General features: G+C 74.3%; 15 protein-coding genes. 8 read left to right on the forward strand and 7 right to left on the reverse strand.

Going from position 1 to position 16,169, the window contains the following annotated elements; genetic code table 11:
* Positions 1-201: 201 nt before the first annotated feature.
* Both ABZ478_RS18680 and ABZ478_RS18685 read right to left on the reverse strand, forming a co-directional pair.
* The gene (locus tag ABZ478_RS18680; RefSeq protein WP_358933255.1) at positions 202-579 is read right to left on the reverse strand and encodes a toxin Doc; all 378 of its coding nucleotides are present in this window, start codon (positions 577-579) and stop codon (positions 202-204) included.
* Between the two features lie 3 nt (positions 580-582).
* On the reverse strand, positions 583-822 hold the full coding sequence (locus ABZ478_RS18685; protein ID WP_359550638.1) for a hypothetical protein: 240 nt from the start codon (positions 820-822) through the stop codon (positions 583-585).
* A 308-nt stretch (positions 823-1,130) separates the two neighbouring features.
* Here ABZ478_RS18685 and ABZ478_RS18690 point away from each other — a divergent pair, with 308 nt between their 5' ends.
* Together ABZ478_RS18690 and ABZ478_RS18695 are read left to right on the forward strand one after the other, a co-directional pair.
* Complete coding sequence (locus ABZ478_RS18690; protein WP_359550641.1) at positions 1,131-2,759, forward strand: multicopper oxidase family protein; 1,629 nt, start codon at positions 1,131-1,133, stop codon at positions 2,757-2,759.
* Positions 2,760-2,978: 219 nt separating this feature from the next.
* Positions 2,979-5,363 carry a SpoIIE family protein phosphatase gene (locus ABZ478_RS18695; RefSeq protein WP_359550643.1) on the forward strand — a complete coding sequence of 795 codons (2,385 nt, stop codon included), beginning with the start codon at positions 2,979-2,981 and terminating at the stop codon, positions 5,361-5,363.
* On the opposite strand, the gene ABZ478_RS18700 is transcribed toward ABZ478_RS18695, so the two are convergent.
* Complete coding sequence (locus ABZ478_RS18700) at positions 5,357-5,905, reverse strand: RNA polymerase sigma factor (RefSeq protein WP_359550645.1); 549 nt, start codon at positions 5,903-5,905, stop codon at positions 5,357-5,359. The two genes, ABZ478_RS18695 and ABZ478_RS18700, sit on opposite strands and share 7 nt — an antisense overlap.
* Positions 5,906-5,951: 46 nt before the next feature.
* Between ABZ478_RS18700 and ABZ478_RS18705 the strand changes: the two genes are divergently transcribed.
* The 4 genes from ABZ478_RS18705 to ABZ478_RS18720 all read left to right on the forward strand — a co-directional run bounded on the left by ABZ478_RS18705 (position 5,952) and on the right by ABZ478_RS18720 (position 10,155).
* Positions 5,952-7,340 carry a serine/threonine-protein kinase gene (locus tag ABZ478_RS18705; protein ID WP_359550647.1) on the forward strand — a complete coding sequence of 463 codons (1,389 nt, stop codon included), beginning with the start codon at positions 5,952-5,954 and terminating at the stop codon, positions 7,338-7,340.
* Between the two features lie 150 nt (positions 7,341-7,490).
* Positions 7,491-8,204 (forward strand): DUF4232 domain-containing protein, encoded by a 714-nt coding sequence (locus ABZ478_RS18710; protein ID WP_359550649.1) that lies wholly within the window; start codon positions 7,491-7,493, stop codon positions 8,202-8,204.
* A gap of 129 nt (positions 8,205-8,333) precedes the next feature.
* On the forward strand, positions 8,334-9,629 hold the full coding sequence (locus tag ABZ478_RS18715) for an arsenic transporter (RefSeq protein WP_359550651.1): 1,296 nt from the start codon (positions 8,334-8,336) through the stop codon (positions 9,627-9,629).
* A gap of 31 nt (positions 9,630-9,660) precedes the next feature.
* On the forward strand, positions 9,661-10,155 hold the full coding sequence (locus ABZ478_RS18720) for a universal stress protein (RefSeq protein ID WP_359550653.1): 495 nt from the start codon (positions 9,661-9,663) through the stop codon (positions 10,153-10,155).
* 12 nt (positions 10,156-10,167) lie between these two features.
* On the opposite strand, the gene ABZ478_RS18725 is transcribed toward ABZ478_RS18720, so the two are convergent.
* Together ABZ478_RS18725 and ABZ478_RS18730 are read right to left on the reverse strand one after the other, a co-directional pair.
* A complete protein-coding gene (locus tag ABZ478_RS18725; protein ID WP_359550654.1) occupies positions 10,168-11,994 on the reverse strand; it encodes a ricin-type beta-trefoil lectin domain protein in 1,827 nt (608 codons plus the stop codon).
* Between the two features lie 369 nt (positions 11,995-12,363).
* Complete coding sequence (locus ABZ478_RS18730) at positions 12,364-13,332, reverse strand: aldo/keto reductase (protein ID WP_359550656.1); 969 nt, start codon at positions 13,330-13,332, stop codon at positions 12,364-12,366.
* Between the two features lie 156 nt (positions 13,333-13,488).
* Here ABZ478_RS18730 and ABZ478_RS18735 point away from each other — a divergent pair, with 156 nt between their 5' ends.
* The gene (locus ABZ478_RS18735) at positions 13,489-14,334 is read left to right on the forward strand and encodes an endo alpha-1,4 polygalactosaminidase (RefSeq protein ID WP_359550658.1); all 846 of its coding nucleotides are present in this window, start codon (positions 13,489-13,491) and stop codon (positions 14,332-14,334) included.
* Between the two features lie 139 nt (positions 14,335-14,473).
* Positions 14,474-15,349, forward strand: a complete 876-nt coding sequence (locus ABZ478_RS18740) for a hypothetical protein (RefSeq protein WP_359550660.1) — start codon at positions 14,474-14,476, stop codon at positions 15,347-15,349.
* Positions 15,350-15,365: 16 nt separating this feature from the next.
* Here the strand turns inward: ABZ478_RS18740 and ABZ478_RS18745 are convergent, their stop codons facing one another.
* Complete coding sequence (locus ABZ478_RS18745; protein ID WP_359550663.1) at positions 15,366-15,899, reverse strand: flavoprotein; 534 nt, start codon at positions 15,897-15,899, stop codon at positions 15,366-15,368.
* Between the two features lie 63 nt (positions 15,900-15,962).
* Entirely contained in the window at positions 15,963-16,163 is a 201-nt protein-coding gene (locus ABZ478_RS18750; RefSeq protein ID WP_143637306.1) for a ferredoxin, read from the reverse strand.
* Between the last annotated feature and the right edge of the window lie 6 nt (positions 16,164-16,169).

Here is a 16,169-nt window from a genome sequence, read left to right on the forward strand (position 1 = left end):
CGGCCGCGCACGCTCCCCGGGTGTGCGGCGGGGTGGTGGACTGGGTCCGGCCCCTCGGAAGGCCGCGCGGCGGAACGGCGGCTCCCCGCCGCGAGAACGGCCGCCGGCCCCGTTCCACCGCCCTCGGCCGGCGGCCCCCGTTCCGTGCGGGCATCCCCCGGCCGGCGGCCCCGGCGGCTTCCCCCGGCGGCCGGGGCCGTCTCAGATCTGCCAGGAACGCAGCCGGTCGGCGGCGCCGTACACGTCCGTCTTGCCGGACATCAGGTCGCGGGCGAGGTCGACGAGGGCGCCGTAGGGTGCGTCGATGCCGGCGCCGCTGACGAACATGTAGGCCACCGCGGTCGCGCAGGCGAAGCGCGCGTTGGCCGAGGGCAGGGGCTTGAGCACGGCGAGGGTGTGCAGCAGGGCGGCGGCCCGCCAGGCGGGGTCGGAGTCCACGCCGAGCCGGGGCGGGTCGACGCGGTGGCGGGCCACGGCGGCGACCAGCGCGGAGAAGTCGTCGACCGTGGGCTGGTCCGGCAGGACCTCCTCGTGCCGCTGGAGCAGCCACGGGACGTCTATGTGGATGACGGGTGGCATCGCTCAGGCGGCCTCGCCCTTGGCGGAGGGTTCGTCGTCGGGGAACGCGGCCGCGAACTCCTCGGCGTGGGCGGTGAAGAAGCTCCGGAACGCCTCCGCGCCCTCCTGCAGCGCCCGGTGGCGGGCGATGTCGGCGGCGGCGGCCTCGCGCACCAGCGCCTTCATCGACGTACCGCGCTCCTTGGCGATCTGGCGCAGGTCCTCCAGTTCGCGGTCAGTGAACTCCACGTTGAGAGCTGGCATGCACCAACGGTACCGCTCGGGTACTCGCCCGTAAATATCGGCAGGTCGGAGCCAGTTCGTCCCGGTACCCGGTGAACTCCGGGGCCATGCCCGTTCTCCGCCGGTGACGCGACGCCCACGCACACGGTCCACACCCCCAAGCAGTCCGGTGACCCCACTCTGGCGCCGCCGTCCCGGCGGGGCAACACGGCGCGCCCGTTCCCGCGCGTGGGAACGGGTGGGGCCTCTCGCGGCCGGGGCACCGACTCCATCGGACGCGCCGTCCGGGATACCGCATATATCAGAGCAAAACGTGTCTTATTTCGTTTATGCACACACCTTCGCGGCGTACCCTGCTCCAAGCCCCGTTCGCTGCCGCCGGCACGGGACTGCTGGCTGCCTGCACCGACTCCGGCTCCCACCCCCGCTCCGGCCCCGCGGCCGCGGCGACCGTCCAGGGGGACTTCGTTCCGCCCGGGCCGAAGGGATATGTCGAGCCGGCGGGCCCCGAGGTGCGTGCCGCCGAACGCAGACGCGGCTCCGGCCCGGTGCGCATGCTCAGGTTCACGGCCGCCGAGAACACCCTGGACCTGGGCGGGCGGCAGGTGCGCACCTGGGCGTATCACGAGCAGCTGCCCGGCCCGCTGGTGCGCGTCACCGCCGGTGACGTCCTCAGCCTGACCCTCGCCAACCGACTGCCGGACACCACGACCCTGCACTCGCACGGCGTGCGTATGCGCTGTGACATGGACGGCGTTCCTGGCCTGACCCAGAACGCCATCGCGCCCGGGACCGACTTCACCTACCGCTTCACCGTCTCCCATCCGGGCACGTTCCTGCTCCACTCCCACGTCGGCATGCAGCCCGACCGCGGTCTGTACGCCCCCTTCATCGTCGACGACCCCCGGGAGCCCCTCGCCTACGACAAGGAGTGGGTCATCGTCCTGGACGACTGGCTCGACGGCGTCCAGGGCTCCACCCCCGACGGGGTGCTCAAGCAGCTCATGCCCAAGGGCATGAAGATGGAGGGCATGGCCATGGGCCCCGAACCGGCCGGGACCCGTTCCGGCGGGACGGGCGCCCCGCACGCCGCGCACACCCGGGCGGCGGCCGGCGGGCCCGACCGGGTGCTGCACCACGGGCGCAGCAGCCTGCTGCACGGGGACGCCGGCAGCGTCGACTACCCCCTCTACCTCGTCAACGGCCGTACCGCGAGCCATCCCTCGGTGTTCCGGTGCCGGCCCGGTGAGCGGATCCGGCTGCGCATCATCAACGCCGGTTCCGAGACCGCCTTCCGGGTGGCGCTGGACGGGCACCCGATGACCGTCACGCACACCGACGGCTATCCGGTGCGGCACACCGAGACCGACGCGCTCCTCATCGGCATGGCCGAGCGCTACGACGTCCTCGTCACCGCCAAGGACGGCGTCTTCCCGTTCGTCGCCCTGGCCGAGGGCAAGAGGGGCCAGGCCCTCGCCGTCCTGCGCACCGGCAAGGGCCGGGCCGTTCCCCCGGCCGACGTACGCCCGGACGGGCTGGACCGGAAGGTGGTCCCGGCCCGGCGCCTGCGGCCGGACGACTCCGTGGCCCTGCACGACCGCGATCCCGACCGCGAGATGCGCATCAGGATCACCGGGACGATGGAGAAGTACGACTGGGGCTTCGACCACCGGCCGTACTCCGTCCGCCAGCGTCACCCGGTGCGCGCCGGTGAGCGGGTGCGTCTCACCCTCATCAACGCCACCGACATGTGGCACCCCATGCACCTGCACGGCCACACGTTCGCCGTCGCCGGCCTCGACGGGGCGGGGGCGCGCAAGGACACGGCCATCGTGCTGCCGCACCGCAAGCTGGTCGTCGACTTCGACGCGGACAACCCCGGGCTGTGGATGCTGCACTGCCACAACCAGTACCACTCGGAGAGCGGCATGATGACCATCCTGGGCTACCGCGCCTGACATGCCGCCCGGGGCCGGTGACGCGGGAGACGTCCGGCCCCCTGCTGCCGGGCAGGTGGTGCGTGCGCCCGGCGGGACGCCGGAATCCCGCCGGCCCCTGTACGACGTATCGACCCGGCCGCCGGGAAGCACGGTCCCCCCGGGAGGTGCGCCACGCACTACGCTGGAACGCGCGTGGTACCACCTGTTCACTGTGAGTGTGCGCTGGGAGCGGCGACGATGACCCGGGTCTATCCGTTCGACGATGCGGCCACGGCCCGGGCCGTCATCGACGACGACGGAACACTGGTCGAGTGGAACGAGGGCGCGCGGCGCCTGCTCGGCCATCCGCCGGAGTCCGTCGTGGGCCGCCCCGCGGCCCACCTGCTGGCCGGAGAGCCCCTGTCCGAGGTGCCCCTGGGGAAACGCTGGACGGGGACGGTGGAACTGCGCCACCGGGACGGCCGTACCGTCCCCGTGTGGCTGCTCGCCCACCGTCGGCCGCCCGGTGACGGCCACGGCGCCGACTGGCTGGTGGTCTCCCCGCTGACCGGCGACCAGCCGCACGCCCTGGACGACGACACGCTGGCCGGGGCGAGCCTCATCCAGTCACCCTGCGCGGTCGCGCTCTACGACGACCAGCTCCGCCTGCGGCGCATCAACCAGGCCATGGCCGAGTTCATCGGGCTGCCCGAGGAGCGCGTCAAGGGCCTGCGGATCTCGGAGCTGGGCGGGCAGCGGCCGACGGAGGACCTGGAACAGGGGCTGCTCCAGGTGCTGTCCAGCGGCCTGCCGCTGGACATGGAGAACACGGGCAACGTCGGCGGTGACATCCGGATCGCGGCCTGGCTCACCCGGATGGCCCCCATCTCCGGCCCCGAGGGCAGGGTGCTCGGCGTGTGCCTGGCCGCGCACGACGTCACCGACAACCACCGGGCCCGCCAGCGGCTGCAACTGGTCAACGAGGCGAGCGCGCGGATCGGCACCACGCTGGACATCACCCGCACGGCGCAGGAGCTGGCGGACGTGTGCGTACCCGTGCTCGCCGACTTCGTGACCATCGACCTGCTCGACCCGCAGGAGTACGACGGCGAGCCCCCCGCACGCGTCACGGCGCCCCTGTGGCTGCGCCGGGCCGCCCATCAGTCCGTGCTCGACGGCGTACCGGAGGCGGTGGTCCTGCCGGGACGGGCCGATCTCTACCCGGAGTTCTCCCCGCAGGCCGACGCGCTGACCGCGGGCCGCACGATCATCACCTCCGTGGCCGCCGGGAACATGGCCAAGTGGCACAGCTGGCACACCGCGCGCGACCGGGTCGTGAAGAGGTTCGGCATCCACTCGACGATGTCGGTGCCGATCCGGGCGCGCGGCCTGACCCTCGGCGTCGCCGTACTCACCCGGCACCGGCGCCAGGACCCCTTCACCGCCGACGACGCCCTGCTGGCCGAGGAGATCACCACCCGGGCCGCCGTCTGCATCGACAACGCGCGCCGCTACTCCCGCGAGCGCGAGACCGCCCTCGCCCTGCAGCGCAGCCTGCTGCCCCGCATGATGCCCCGCACGGCGGCCCTGCAGGCCCGCTCGCGGTATCTGCCGGCGGCCCGGGCCGGGGTGGGCGGCGACTGGTTCGACGTCATCCCGCTGTCCGGGATGCGGGTCGCGATGGTCGTCGGGGACGTGGTCGGGCACGGCATCCAGGCCTCGGCCACCATGGGCCGGCTGCGCACCGCCGTCGGCACCCTCGCCGACCTCGACCTGGCCCCCGACGAGCTGCTCACCCACCTCGACGACCTGGTGATCCGGCTGTCGGAGCAGTACAGCGGCGACGACAGCCCCGGCGAGGTGGGCGCCACCTGCCTGTACGCCGTGTACGACCCGGTGTCCAGGCGGTGCACGCTGGCCCGCGCGGGGCATCCCCAGCCGCTGGTGCTGCGGCCGGGCGGCGAGCCGCACGAACTGGAGCTGCCCTCCGGTCCCCCGCTCGGGCTGGGCGGGCTGCCGTTCGAGTCCGCGGAGGTCGAGCTGCCCGAGGGCACCGTGCTCGCCCTGTACACGGACGGCCTGGTGAAGTCCCGCCGCAGGGACCTGGACGTCGGCAGGCGGCTGCTCGGCGAGGCGCTGAGGGGGTACGCGGGCTCCCTGGACGAGACCTGCGACCTGGTCCTGCAGACGCTGCTGCCGCCGGGCGAGGCGACCGACGACGTGGCCCTGCTGCTGGCCCGCACCCGGGGGCTGCCCGCCTCCCAGGTGTCGACCTGGGACATCCCCGCCGACCCGGCGCTGGTCGCGCCGATCCGCAAGCAGGTGCTGAACCAGCTGGAGCGGTGGTCGCTGAGCGAGGTCGCGTTCACCGCGGAGCTGGTGGTGAGCGAACTGGTCACCAACGCCATCCGGTACGGCTCGCGGCCGATCCGGCTGCGGCTGATCCACGACGAGGCCACGCTGATCGTCGAGGTGTCCGACAGCAGCCACACCGCTCCGCACCTCAGGCGCGCCAAGACCTTCGACGAGGGCGGCCGCGGGCTGCTGCTGGTCGCCCAGCTCACCCAGCGGTGGGGCACCAGGCACACCCCGGAGGGCAAGACCATCTGGGCGGAGCTGGCGCTGACGGAGGCGGCTCAGTAGACCCGCAGCCAGGGCCGTACCTGTTTGCGGGCCTCGTGCAGACGGGACTTGAACGTGCCGAGCGGGATGCCGGCGCGCTCGGCGGCCTCGGCGTAGTCGAGCTGGCAGATGTCCCGGTACACCAGGGGGGCGACCAGGTGCGGGTGCTCGCGTTCCAGCCGGTCCAGGGCCTCCAGCAGATCCACGCGGGAGCCGGCGATGACGCTGGTGGTGCGCGGGTCGACGTGTTCGGCGGGCTCGATGACCGCGGGCCGCTCGGCCGACCGCCGCTTCAGCTCCCGGTACTTCTGCCGGCAGCAGTTGGCGACGACGGTGTACAGCCAGGTGCTGAAGCGGCTGCGGCCCTCGAAGCCGGAGATGTGCCGGGCCACCTGGAGCAGCACGTCCTGCGCCGCCTCCTCGGCGTCCTCACGGCAGGGCAGGAACCGGCCGCAGCGGCGCACCACCTCGGGCCGCAGCCCGGTCAGCAGCCGGTCCAGCGCCGCCCGGTCGCCGGCGGCGGCGCTCCGGGCGAGGTCTTCGGCCGTCGCGTCGTCCGGCACGTCGGGGCCCCCTGGAAGTCGATCTCAGGGCAGGCATGATAGTCGTATGCACTCCTTGGAGCGGATCGGCCGCTACCGCCTCCAACGGCGCCTGGGCACCGGCGCCTTCGCCACGGTGTGGCTCGCTCACGACGAGGAGCTCGACGCCCCGGTGGCGGTGAAGGTCCTCGCCGAGAACTGGGCGCACCGGCTCGACGTCCGGGAGCGCTTCCTGTCCGAGGCGCGGCTGCTGCGCCGGGCCGGCTCCAGCCGGGTGGTGCAGGTCTACGACATCGGCGAACTCCCCGACGGCAGGCCGTACTTCGTGATGGAGTACGCCGACGGCGGCACCCTAGCCGGTCTGCTGACGGCCGGTCCGCTGCCGGTGCGGCGGGCGCTCGCGCTGACCGCTCTGGCCGCGCGCGGCGCCGCCGCGCTGCACGAGGCCGGCATCGTGCACCGCGACATCAAGCCGACCAACGTGCTGCTGCACACCGCCCCGGACGGCGGGCTGCGGGTGCTGCTCGCCGATCTGGGGCTGGCCAAGAGCCTCGCGCAGGCCTCGGTGCTCACCCTGGCGGCCGGCTCGGCGGGCTACCAGCCGCCGGAGCAGGCGGAGCCGGGCGCTGGTATCGACGCCCGCGCCGACGTCTACAGCCTGGGCGCGGTCGGCTACGAGCTGGTCACCGGCAGCGTCCCGGGACCGCCCGGGAAGGTCGTGCCGCCCGGGCGGCTGCGCCCGGACCTCGGCGCGGACGCCGAGCGGGCCCTGCTGCGTGCCCTGGAACCTGACCGGGAGCGGCGCTGGCCGGGAGCGCAGGCGTTCGCGGACGAACTGGACCGGCTCGCGGCGCCCGCGGGCGGCCGGACGGGCGGGCGGCTCGACGCCGTGCGGCGGCGGCTCGGCGCCCGGGCCCCGGCCCTGGCCGCGGTGGCCGCCGCCGTCGCGGCCGCCGTCGTGGTGACGCTGGTGCTGCACCGCTCCGGCTCCGGTGGCCGGACCGAGGTGCGGGACGCCACCGGCCGGGTCTCGGTCGAGGTGCCGGCCCGCTGGGCCCGTCAGCTGCGCGACTCCGGCTGGGATCCGCGCGCCCTCGGGCTGCCGGCGGGGCACCAGCCGGGCCTGGTGGTCGCCGGCGACCTGTCCCGCTGGCCCGACATGGGGGCGGGGGTCGACGGCGTGTTCGTCGGGCTCAGCGAGCACGGTGACGTCAACGCCCGGGTGGACGCGCTCACCCACACGGGCTGTCACTACGCCGGCTCGCGGAGCTTCACCAGCGCCGACTGGCACGGCCGCGTCCGGGCCTGGAACGGCTGCCCGGACGGCGGCTCGGTCACGGAGTCGGCCCTGGTACCGGCGGAGGGCTCCGCGGGGCCGCAGGTGTACGTGCAGGTCCGCCGCCGGGGTGACGGGGACGCGACCGAGGGCGTACTGCGCTCACTGCGGGTCACCTGAACACGTTCCGCGCGGGGCGGGGCGGGGAAGGAGTTTCCGGGCGAGGCGAACTTTTCCGGCGCCCCGCGCATCGGAGTGTGATGACGGCGCACCCGGCGCCGGAGGCACGCGTCCGTCGCGTGCCGTGAAGATCCAGGAGTGTTGAGCGACATGGCGTACTCTTCCCGGTCCCCACGGCGCGGGGCCCTGCTCGCGGGCGCGGTCGCCGTACTGGGCCTGCTGACCGCCTGCGGCAGCCAGGACGGCAGCTCCGCGCCCCAGAAGGTGTCGGGCACGGCGGGCCCGGCCACCGAGGCCGGCGGCAGCCCGGCCTCCACCGTCTCCTCCCCCGCCGCCTCCACTCCCGGTGGCGCGGCCTCGTCCTCCGCCCCGAAGACGGGCACGACGTCCGGCGGCACCGGCACCGGCACGGACAGCGGCACCGGCGGAAAGACCGGCGCCACCAGCACCCGGTGCCACACGTCCGAGCTGCGGGCCGCCGTCGGCCGCAACAACCCGGGCGCCGGCCAGGAGAACTTCCCCCTCGTGCTCACCAACAGGTCCGGCCGGACCTGCACCCTGCGCGGCTATCCGGGCGCGGCCTTCGTGAACGCCTCCGGCACCCAGCTCGGCCCCGACCCCAAGCGCTCCTCCGGCTCCCCTGCGACGGTCACGCTCAAGCCCGGGCAGAGCGCCTGGGCCGGTCTGACCTTCTCCAACCCGGAGATCAGCGAGGCGAAGACGGCCAGGCCGTCCGGACTGCTGATCACCCCGCCGGACGAGCGGGACCACCTGAAGGTGGCGTGGACGGCCGGGGAGGTCCCGGTGGGCGGCAACTCCTCCTCCGTGTTCCTGACCGTGTTCAGTCCCGGCACCGGCGCCTGACCGGCCCCACCGCCGTGGCGGGCCCCGCCGTCCGGGCCGGAGGGCGGGGCCCGCCACGGCGGCCCGGGATCGGTTCCCGGGCGCGGCGGGCACCCGGTCACCGTGGTGCGCGCGCCGGCGTTTGCTTTCATGAGCGGGCACCGTCTTCGGACCGCTCCGGAAGGACCCGCCCTGAACACCCCGCTCGCCGAGGCCCTGTCGGCCGTGCTGCTCGTCGCCGTGCTCGCCTGGGCCGTCGTACGTCCCTTCGGATGGCCGGAGGCGGCGCTGGCCGTCCCCGCCGCCGGGATCGTGATCGCCACCGGCGCGATCCCGCTGGAGCACGCCCGGGCGGAGGCGGAGCGGCTCGGGCCGGTGGTGGGGTTCCTGGCGGCGGTGCTGGTGCTCGCCCACTTCTGCGACGTGGAGGGGCTGTTCCAGGCGTGCGGCGCGTGGATGGCGCGCCGGGCGGCGGGCCGGCCGGTGCGGCTGCTGACGGCGGTGTTCGCGCTCGCGTCGGCGATCACGGCCGTGCTCAGCCTGGACGCCACCATCGTGCTGCTGACCCCGGTCGTCTTCGCCACCGCCGCGCGCACCGGCGTACGGCCGAAACCGCATGTGTACGCGTGCACCCACCTGTCCAACACGGCGTCGCTGCTGCTGCCCGTGTCCAACCTGACGAACCTGCTGGCCTTCGCGGCGAGCGGGCTGAGCTTCACCCGGTTCGCGGCCCTGATGGCGCTGCCCTGGCTGGTGGCGATCGGCGCCGAGTACCTGGTGTTCCGGCGGTTCTTCGCCCGGGACCTGACGGCCGCGGCCCCGGTGCCGGGGGAGGCCGGCGAGGCGCCGCCGCTGCCGTTGTTCGCGCTGGTGACCGTGGGATGCACGCTGGCGGGGTTCGTGGTGGCGTCGGCGTTCGGCGTGGACCCGGCCTGGGTGGCCGCGGCGGGCGCCCTGGTGCTGGCCGGGCGGGCGCTGCTGCGGCGCGGGGCGACCCCCCTGGCCGTCGTGCGGGCGGCGGCCCCGGCGTTCCTGGCGTTCGTGCTGGCGCTGGGCATCGTGGTGCGTGCGGTCGTCGACAACGGGCTCGCGGACGGGCTCGGGCACGTCCTGCCCGGCGGCACCGGACTGGCCGCGCTGGCCGGGACCGCGGCGCTGGCCGCCGTGCTGGCCAACCTCATCAACAACCTGCCGGCCGTGCTGGTGCTGCTGCCGCTCGCCGCTCCGGCCGGTTCCGGCGCGGTGCTCGCGGTGCTGCTCGGGGTGAACATCGGCCCCAACCTGACGTACGCCGGGTCGCTCGCCACCCTGCTGTGGCGGCGGATCGTGCACCAGCACGAGCACGGCGTGGACCTCGGGGAGTTCACCCGGCTGGGCCTGATCGCCGTGCCCTGTTCGCTGGCGGTGTCGGTGGTGGCACTGTGGGGGTCGCTGCAGATTCTCTGAGGGTTGTCGTGAGCCGAGGGAGGCCGGCCGGATGCGCGTGATCGCCTGGCTCGTCGAGGGAACCTGGCCCGCCTGTGTGGACGCCGTCCGCACCCACGCCCCGCCGGACGCCGAGGTGGTGCTGCTGCATGTGTCCGGCCCGGACGTGCCCGGCGTGGCGCACGGCGCGTTCGCGGGGCTCCTGGGCCGCGGTCATCCCGAACGGGACCCGGGCGGGCTGCTGGAGGCGCTGGAGGGCACATCGGCCACCGGGATCCTGGACGCGGCGGCGGAACGGCTGGGGCGGCCGTGCGCCCGCGCGGAGCGGTCCGGGCGGGTCGAGCGGGAGGTGGTGGCCGCGGCCGAGGGCGCGGATCTGCTGGTGCTGGCGCGGGACGGCGACCGCTCGCGGCTCGGGCCGCGCAGTCTGGGTCCGGCCGTCCGGTTCGCCGTCGACCACGCGCCCTGCCCGGTGCTGCTGGTCTGGCCCGAACCGGCTCCCGGGCTGGCGACGATCCCGCCCCCGCCGCCGCATCACCACCACTGAGCCGGCGGCGGGTCAGTGGTGGTGGTGTCCGCCGCCTCCGCCGTATCCGCCACCGCCCCAGGAGCAGTAGGACGGGTGGACCGAGCAGAAGTCGGGGCTGGGACCGGGTGAATCCGGCGGCGGAGCGGTGCTCCGGGCCGCCGTCGGGGTCGGCGACGGGGACGGGGACTTCGCGGCCCTGGGCGTGACCCTGTCCGACGGGGACGGTGCGGGAGTGCTGTCGATGTCCCAGTTGACGATCTGCATCTCCAGGTCGGGGCTCGCGGTGTCGACGCTCCAGCGCTGGACGGAGGTCGCGGTGCGGATCTTGAGCACGAGGGCGCCGGAGCCGTCGGTGGCGGCCGGGGCGAGCGCCAGGTCCTGGTCGGAGCGGGGCACGAGGGCGCCCTGGAGGGTGAAGTCGTAGCGGATGTCCTTGGCGGCCTCGGCGGTGGCCGAGCAGGGGGCGAGCCGGACCGAGTAGCCGAGGCGGGAGTCCAGGCACAGATCCGGTGCGGAGGCGTTGCGCAGCAGCCCGTCGGTCTCGTAACTCCACTGCTGGACGGGGGCCGAGGAGCAGGCGGTGAGTTCGGTCTCGGCGCCCTTGACGGCCTTGTCCCCGACGACGTCCACGCACAGGCCGGAGGCGAGGTTGTGCAGCCGGCCGCGCAGCGCCCCCTGGGTGGTCCCGCTGGAGCCGGCCCAGGACGGGCCCGCGTCGGGGCTGCCCTTGCCCGGTGTCCGGGAAGGGGTGGCGCCGGGGGCGGGGGCCGGGCCGTCGTCCGAACCGAGCACCGACCACAGCACGAGCGGCAGCACGACCAGGCCGCTCACCGCGGCGACGGCGAGGGCGAGGTGGCGGCGGCGCGCGCGGCGGGCGGCCCGGTGCGCGGACCGGCCGGAGGGGCCGGGCGGGGGTGCGCCGGCCGGAGTGGAGGGCGCGCCCCCGCGGGACGGCGCGGTGGCGAAGGCCTCGCCGCGGGGCGGCGCGGGGGCCGGTTCGGGCCGGGGGTCGGTGGCCGCGTCGGGGAGGGTGGCGCGTGCCTCCAGGTAGGCGCGGGCGCCCCAGCCGAGCACGGCCTCGGCGAGGGCGAGGCCGAGTCCCGTGTTGAACTGGGCGAGTTGGTCGGCGGTCTGCCGGCAGTGCCGGCAGCCGGCCAGGTGCCCTTGCAGATCGGGGTCGATGTCGGCACCGCCGCGCCGGAAGGTGACGTCCAGCATGCGCAGGTACCGCCGGCACTCGGTCTCGGGGGCGAGTTCGCGGTGCGCCTGGAGGCATTCCTCGCGCAGCCGGTCCCGGGCGCGGCCGAGTTCGACGCCGGTCTCCTCCTCGTCCTGGCCCAGCAACGCGGCCGGAACGGCGAGGGGTTCGGCCTCGACCTCGATGTGCCACAGCACGGCGCGGGCGGACTGGGGCAGCCGCTGGAAGGCTCGGGACAGCAGCCGCCGGCCGGACGGCGGGAGCAGCCGGGCCGAGGCACGCTCACCGGTGGCGGGGTTCGTACGCAGGGCGGGGTGCAGCAGTTCCTGCCGGCCGTCGCCGTCCCACTCGGCGGCTATCCGGCGGACGGTGACCAGCAGATGGGGCCGCCAGGCGGCGGACGGGCCCGACTGCCTGATGGACTCGCCGAACAGCCGGGTGAAGGCGGCGGTGGTGAGCATGCCGGCGGCCCGGGGCCCGTCGGTGCACAGCCGGGCGTACGCGAAGGCCGCTTCCCAGTGCCGGTCAAGGAGTTCGCCGACCGGGTGCAGCGCGGGTGACGTTCCCGTCCACTTCCTCAGTTCGGCGCTCAGCCGCTCGTCCGGGACTTCGAACCGGCGGCCGGTCGGCGCGAAATCCGACCTGCCTGCGTCATTCACCGCTGCATTCCTCCAGACGCGACACGGAAATTAGTCCATACCAAGGGGTATGGACAGGATTCGGCATCTCGAACGCCGCCGGGGCAGCTCTTTTGAAGCGTGGGGGCGTACGGAGCGGCCTGGCGCATGCAGCGGAAAATGTAATTGTCTGCGCGCCGACAGCGCACACTTTTACACAGTCAGGCACTAGCGAACAAGAGATCTCCCAGTTCCGAACAACGGAATACCGGCGGTTGCCGTTTTGACAATTTGTCAAGAAAGCCTTTGCGTCGCATTACCGCCGTTCACACCCGCTCACCGGCCTCCGGCGGCCACTCGGCGCCGGTCCGCGCGGCCAGGGGGGAGCCTCGCGCGGACCGGCACCGGCCGTCAGTGGCCGCTGATGGCGCGCGGGGTGTAGGGCTGCTGGAGTTCCTCCATCTCCTTCTCACTGAGTTCGAGTTCGACGGACGCCACCGCGTCCTCGATGTGCCCCGGCCGGGCGGCGCCGACGATCGGCGCGGCCACGGTGTCCTGGTGCAGCAGCCAGGCCAGTGCCACCTGTGCGCGCGGCACACCCCGCGCCTCGGCGATCCGGGTCACCGCCTCGACGATCGCACGGTCGCCCTCCAGGTACAGGCGGCTGCCGAAGGCGTCGCCCGCGCTGCGCCCGGTGACCGTGCCCCAGTCGCGGGTGAGCCGGCCGCGGGCGAGCGGGCTCCACGGCAGCGTGCTCACGCCCTGGTCGGCGCAGAGCGGGAGCATCTCCCGCTCCTCCTCGCGGTAGAGCAGGTTGTAGTGGTTCTGCATGGACACGAACCGGGTCCAGCCACCCAGGTCGGCCGTGTGCTGGGCCTTGGCGAACTCCCAGGCGTACATCGAACTCGCGCCGATGTAGCGGGCCTTGCCCGCCTTGACCACGTCGTGCAGCGCCTCCATCGTCTCCTCGACGGGAGTGGTGTGGTCGTAGCGGTGGATCTGGTAGAGGTCCACGTAGTCGGTGCCGAGACGGCGCAGGCTGTGGTCGATCTCGGTCAGGACGGCCTTGCGGGACAGGCCCTGGCCGTTGGGGCCCGGCCGTGTCCGGCCGTGCACCTTGGTGGCCAGCACGATCTCGTCGCGGTCGGCGAAGTCACGCAGCGCCTTCCCGACGATCTCCTCGCTGGTGCCGTCGGAGTAGACGTTGGCGGTGTCGAAGAAGTTGACGCCCGCCTCCAGCGCCTGCCGGATCAGCGGACGGGACGCCGCCTCGTCGAGCGTCCACTCGTGCGTACCACGGTCGGGCAGGCCGTAGGTCATGCAGCCCAGACAGATCCGCGACACGTCCAGGCCCGTCGAACCGAGCTTCACGTACTGCATCGTTGCTGCTCCTGCCTTCAGGGGCGATGGTCACTCAGGAGCGTACGTCGGGCCCCCGGCGCCGACTTGACCACGGCCGCGGGCGGAGGGTTGGATTTCCGGACGTGCCACGCCCGGTCCGGAGCGGGGCCATGACGGCGATGCGACGGAGTGGACGTGCGGACGAAGGGTGCCTTCCGGGCGGAGGGCCGGGGGACGACGGCCGGCGCCGCCCTGCTCGCCCTGGTCCTCGCCGCGACCGCGCCGGCCGGCTGCGGCTCCGGCGGCCCGGCGAGGACCGCGAAGCCCCTGACGTACCGCCTGCCGCCGCGGCACGCCGGCTTCGACTACCAGATCGGCGGCGCCTATCCCCCGGCCCGCGGGGTCCGCGTCGTCAGCCGCGACAGGTCCGACTCCCCCGCGCCCGGCCTGTACAACATCTGCTACGTCAACGCCTTCCAGGCCCAGCCCCAGGAACGTGCCGACTGGCCCGCGGACCTGCTGCTGCGCGACGGCCGGGGCAGGCTCGTCATCGACGGGGACTGGAACGAACCACTGCTGGACATCCGCACCCCCGCCAAGCGGAGCCGGGTGGCGGCGCGGGTGAACCGGTGGACCGACGGCTGCGCGAAGAAGGGCTTCGACGCGGTGGAGCCCGACAACTACGACAGCTACACCCGGTCGAAGCATCTGCTCACCGCCGCCGACGCGACCGCGTTCATGCGCCTGCTCACGGGCCACGCGCACACCCGGGAGCTGGCCGTCGGGCAGAAGAACACCGTCGAACTGACCGGCCGGCGCGGGGCGGCCGGGCTGGACTTCGCGGTCACCGAGGAGTGCGGGCAGTACGACGAGTGCGAGGTGTACGCCAAGGCGTTCGACGACCTCGTGGTGGACATCGAGTACACCGACCGGGGCCTGCGCAAGGCCCTCGCGCGCTGGGGCGGCCGGCTGAGCATCGTCCGCCGCGACGTGGACGTCTCCACACCCGACGCGCCGGAATACGTCCGCAAGGTGCGCTGAGGGGGCCGACCGGCCCTCGTGCCGTGCCGCCTGCCGGTGACCGATCCGGCGTGGCGCGGTCCGACAGTCGTACTGTCAGCTCATCCTCGGCCCCAGACGACCGGCAGTCGGCCGGTCCCGGCCGCCCGGAGGACACCAGGTGCCGACACGTCCCACCATCCTGAAAAGCCTGGCGGGGGCGGCGCTGCTGCCCCTCGCCCTCGTCACCCCCGCTCTGGCGCAGCCCGCCGCCGTGCCGTCCGCGCCGCCGTCACCGTCCCGTGCGGCCGAAGAGCCGTCCACCCTGTGCGCGCCCGCCGGTACCCTGCGCGGCGCACACGGGCAGCTGGCCGTCGTCAGCATCTGCGCGGGCAGCGGCTCCCCGCAGTTCACGGTCTCCGCCCCGGCGAGCTGCCGGCGCGCCGGCGTCCGGGTGCGCTACACCTGCCGGACCGAGGGCACCTGGACGGCGCACCGCGCCGGCCGGACGCTGGCCGACGGAACGCTGCCGGGCGCACAGGAGTACCCGGGCCCCGGTACGTACGACATCACCGCCGACGTGCGCGTGCGGTCGGCGCCCGCCGGTGTCGACCTGCGGGGCACCGTCGAGGCCACGCTCACCGTGACCGCGCCCAAGGCGAAGCCCACGCACGCCGTCACCGTCGACCGGACCACCCTGCGGCGCAACGCGACCACCACGCTGACCTACACGGTCCGGCGGGACAGCGACGAGGGCGACGGCAGCGCCCGGCTCGGGCTCATCGGCGAGGCGGCCACCGGTGTGCGGATCGCCACGGACGACGCCCGCTGCGTCAACCCGCTGGTCGGCCGGTACCCCTCGAAGACCCGGCTCGCGCACTCCCTTGACTGCGCGCTGACCGCGCTGCAGCCTGGCCGCCCGGAGAAGGTGAAGGTCCGTGTCACCGTCGGGCCGGACTGCTCCACCGTGGTCTCGAAGCTGGGCTACTGGGTGCCGCGGGGCCAGGACCTCTACACCGGCGGCATGCTGGCCGGGCCGATGCTGACCTGCGGTTAGCCACGAAGGAGCGGGTTCAGGGCCGCTCCAGCAGGTCCAGGGCGCTCTCCCAGGCGAAGGCGGGCCGTCCGTCGTCCTCCCCGGGCGGGCCGGCGTACGGCTCACCGAAGCGGACGCCCATCCCGCGCAGCCGGACCAGGCTCTCCCGGTACGCGGGGTGGGCGGCCAGCGCGTCCGCCACACAGGGCAGGACGGCGATCGGCACGCCGAGACCCGCCGCCTCGCAGAGCGTGCCCACGGCGAGCGTGTCGGCGAGGCCGGCCGCCCACTTGTTGACGGTGTTGAAGGTGGCGGGCGCCACCACCACGGCGTCCGGCGGCGGGAACGGGCGCGGATCGGCCGGCGAGCGCCAGGCCGAGCGGATCGGACGGCCCGTCAGCTCCTCGACGGCCGCCGTGTCGAAGAACCCGCCCATCGCGACCGGGGTGGCTATGACCCCGACCTCCCAGCCCCGTTCCCGGGCGGCACCGATGAGCCGGGTGACTCCGGCGGCGATCCCGGCCGCGCAGACGATGACGTAGAGGAAGGGCTTGCCGGCCTGTGAGGTCATCGCACGACCCTACTGAACCGGGAAGGGCGGCCCCGGCCGCGGCCCGGGTCCGCCCGGGCCCCCTCAGCCCGCCGGTTCGGTCACCCTGATCGCGCTCACCGGGCAGGCACGGGCCGCCTCCCGGACCATGGGGTCGCCCCCGCCGTCCTCACGGCCGGGAAGCAGGGTGCTGTAGCCGTCGTCGTCCTGGGTGAACACGCCCGGCGCGGCCAGCGCGCACTGCCCGGCGCCGATACAGCGGTCCTTGTCGATGTCGATGTGCATGACCAG

The sequence above is a fragment of the Streptomyces sp. NPDC005706 genome (assembly GCF_040631045.1).
GTDB lineage: Bacteria > Actinomycetota > Actinomycetes > Streptomycetales > Streptomycetaceae > Streptomyces.

Bases quoted from the DNA above. Each gene is read 5' to 3' on its own strand.
- ABZ478_RS18705 (WP_359550647.1), top strand. From the start codon at position 5,952: ATGCACTCCTTGGAGCGGATCGGCCGCTACCGCCTCCAACGGCGCCTG.
- ABZ478_RS18720 (WP_359550653.1), top strand. From the start codon at position 9,661: ATGCGCGTGATCGCCTGGCTCGTCGAGGGAACCTGGCCCGCCTGTGTG.
- ABZ478_RS18710 (WP_359550649.1), top strand. From the start codon at position 7,491: ATGGCGTACTCTTCCCGGTCCCCACGGCGCGGGGCCCTGCTCGCGGGC.
- ABZ478_RS18695 (WP_359550643.1), top strand. From the start codon at position 2,979: ATGACCCGGGTCTATCCGTTCGACGATGCGGCCACGGCCCGGGCCGTC.
- ABZ478_RS18685 (WP_359550638.1), bottom strand. From the start codon at position 822: ATGCCAGCTCTCAACGTGGAGTTCACTGACCGCGAACTGGAGGACCTG.
- ABZ478_RS18730 (WP_359550656.1), bottom strand. From the start codon at position 13,332: ATGCAGTACGTGAAGCTCGGTTCGACGGGCCTGGACGTGTCGCGGATC.
- ABZ478_RS18750 (WP_143637306.1), bottom strand. From the start codon at position 16,163: ATGCACATCGACATCGACAAGGACCGCTGTATCGGCGCCGGGCAGTGC.
- ABZ478_RS18745 (WP_359550663.1), bottom strand. From the start codon at position 15,899: ATGACCTCACAGGCCGGCAAGCCCTTCCTCTACGTCATCGTCTGCGCG.
- ABZ478_RS18690 (WP_359550641.1), top strand. From the start codon at position 1,131: ATGCACACACCTTCGCGGCGTACCCTGCTCCAAGCCCCGTTCGCTGCC.
- ABZ478_RS18715 (WP_359550651.1), top strand. From the start codon at position 8,334: ATGAGCGGGCACCGTCTTCGGACCGCTCCGGAAGGACCCGCCCTGAAC.
- ABZ478_RS18680 (WP_358933255.1), bottom strand. From the start codon at position 579: ATGCCACCCGTCATCCACATAGACGTCCCGTGGCTGCTCCAGCGGCAC.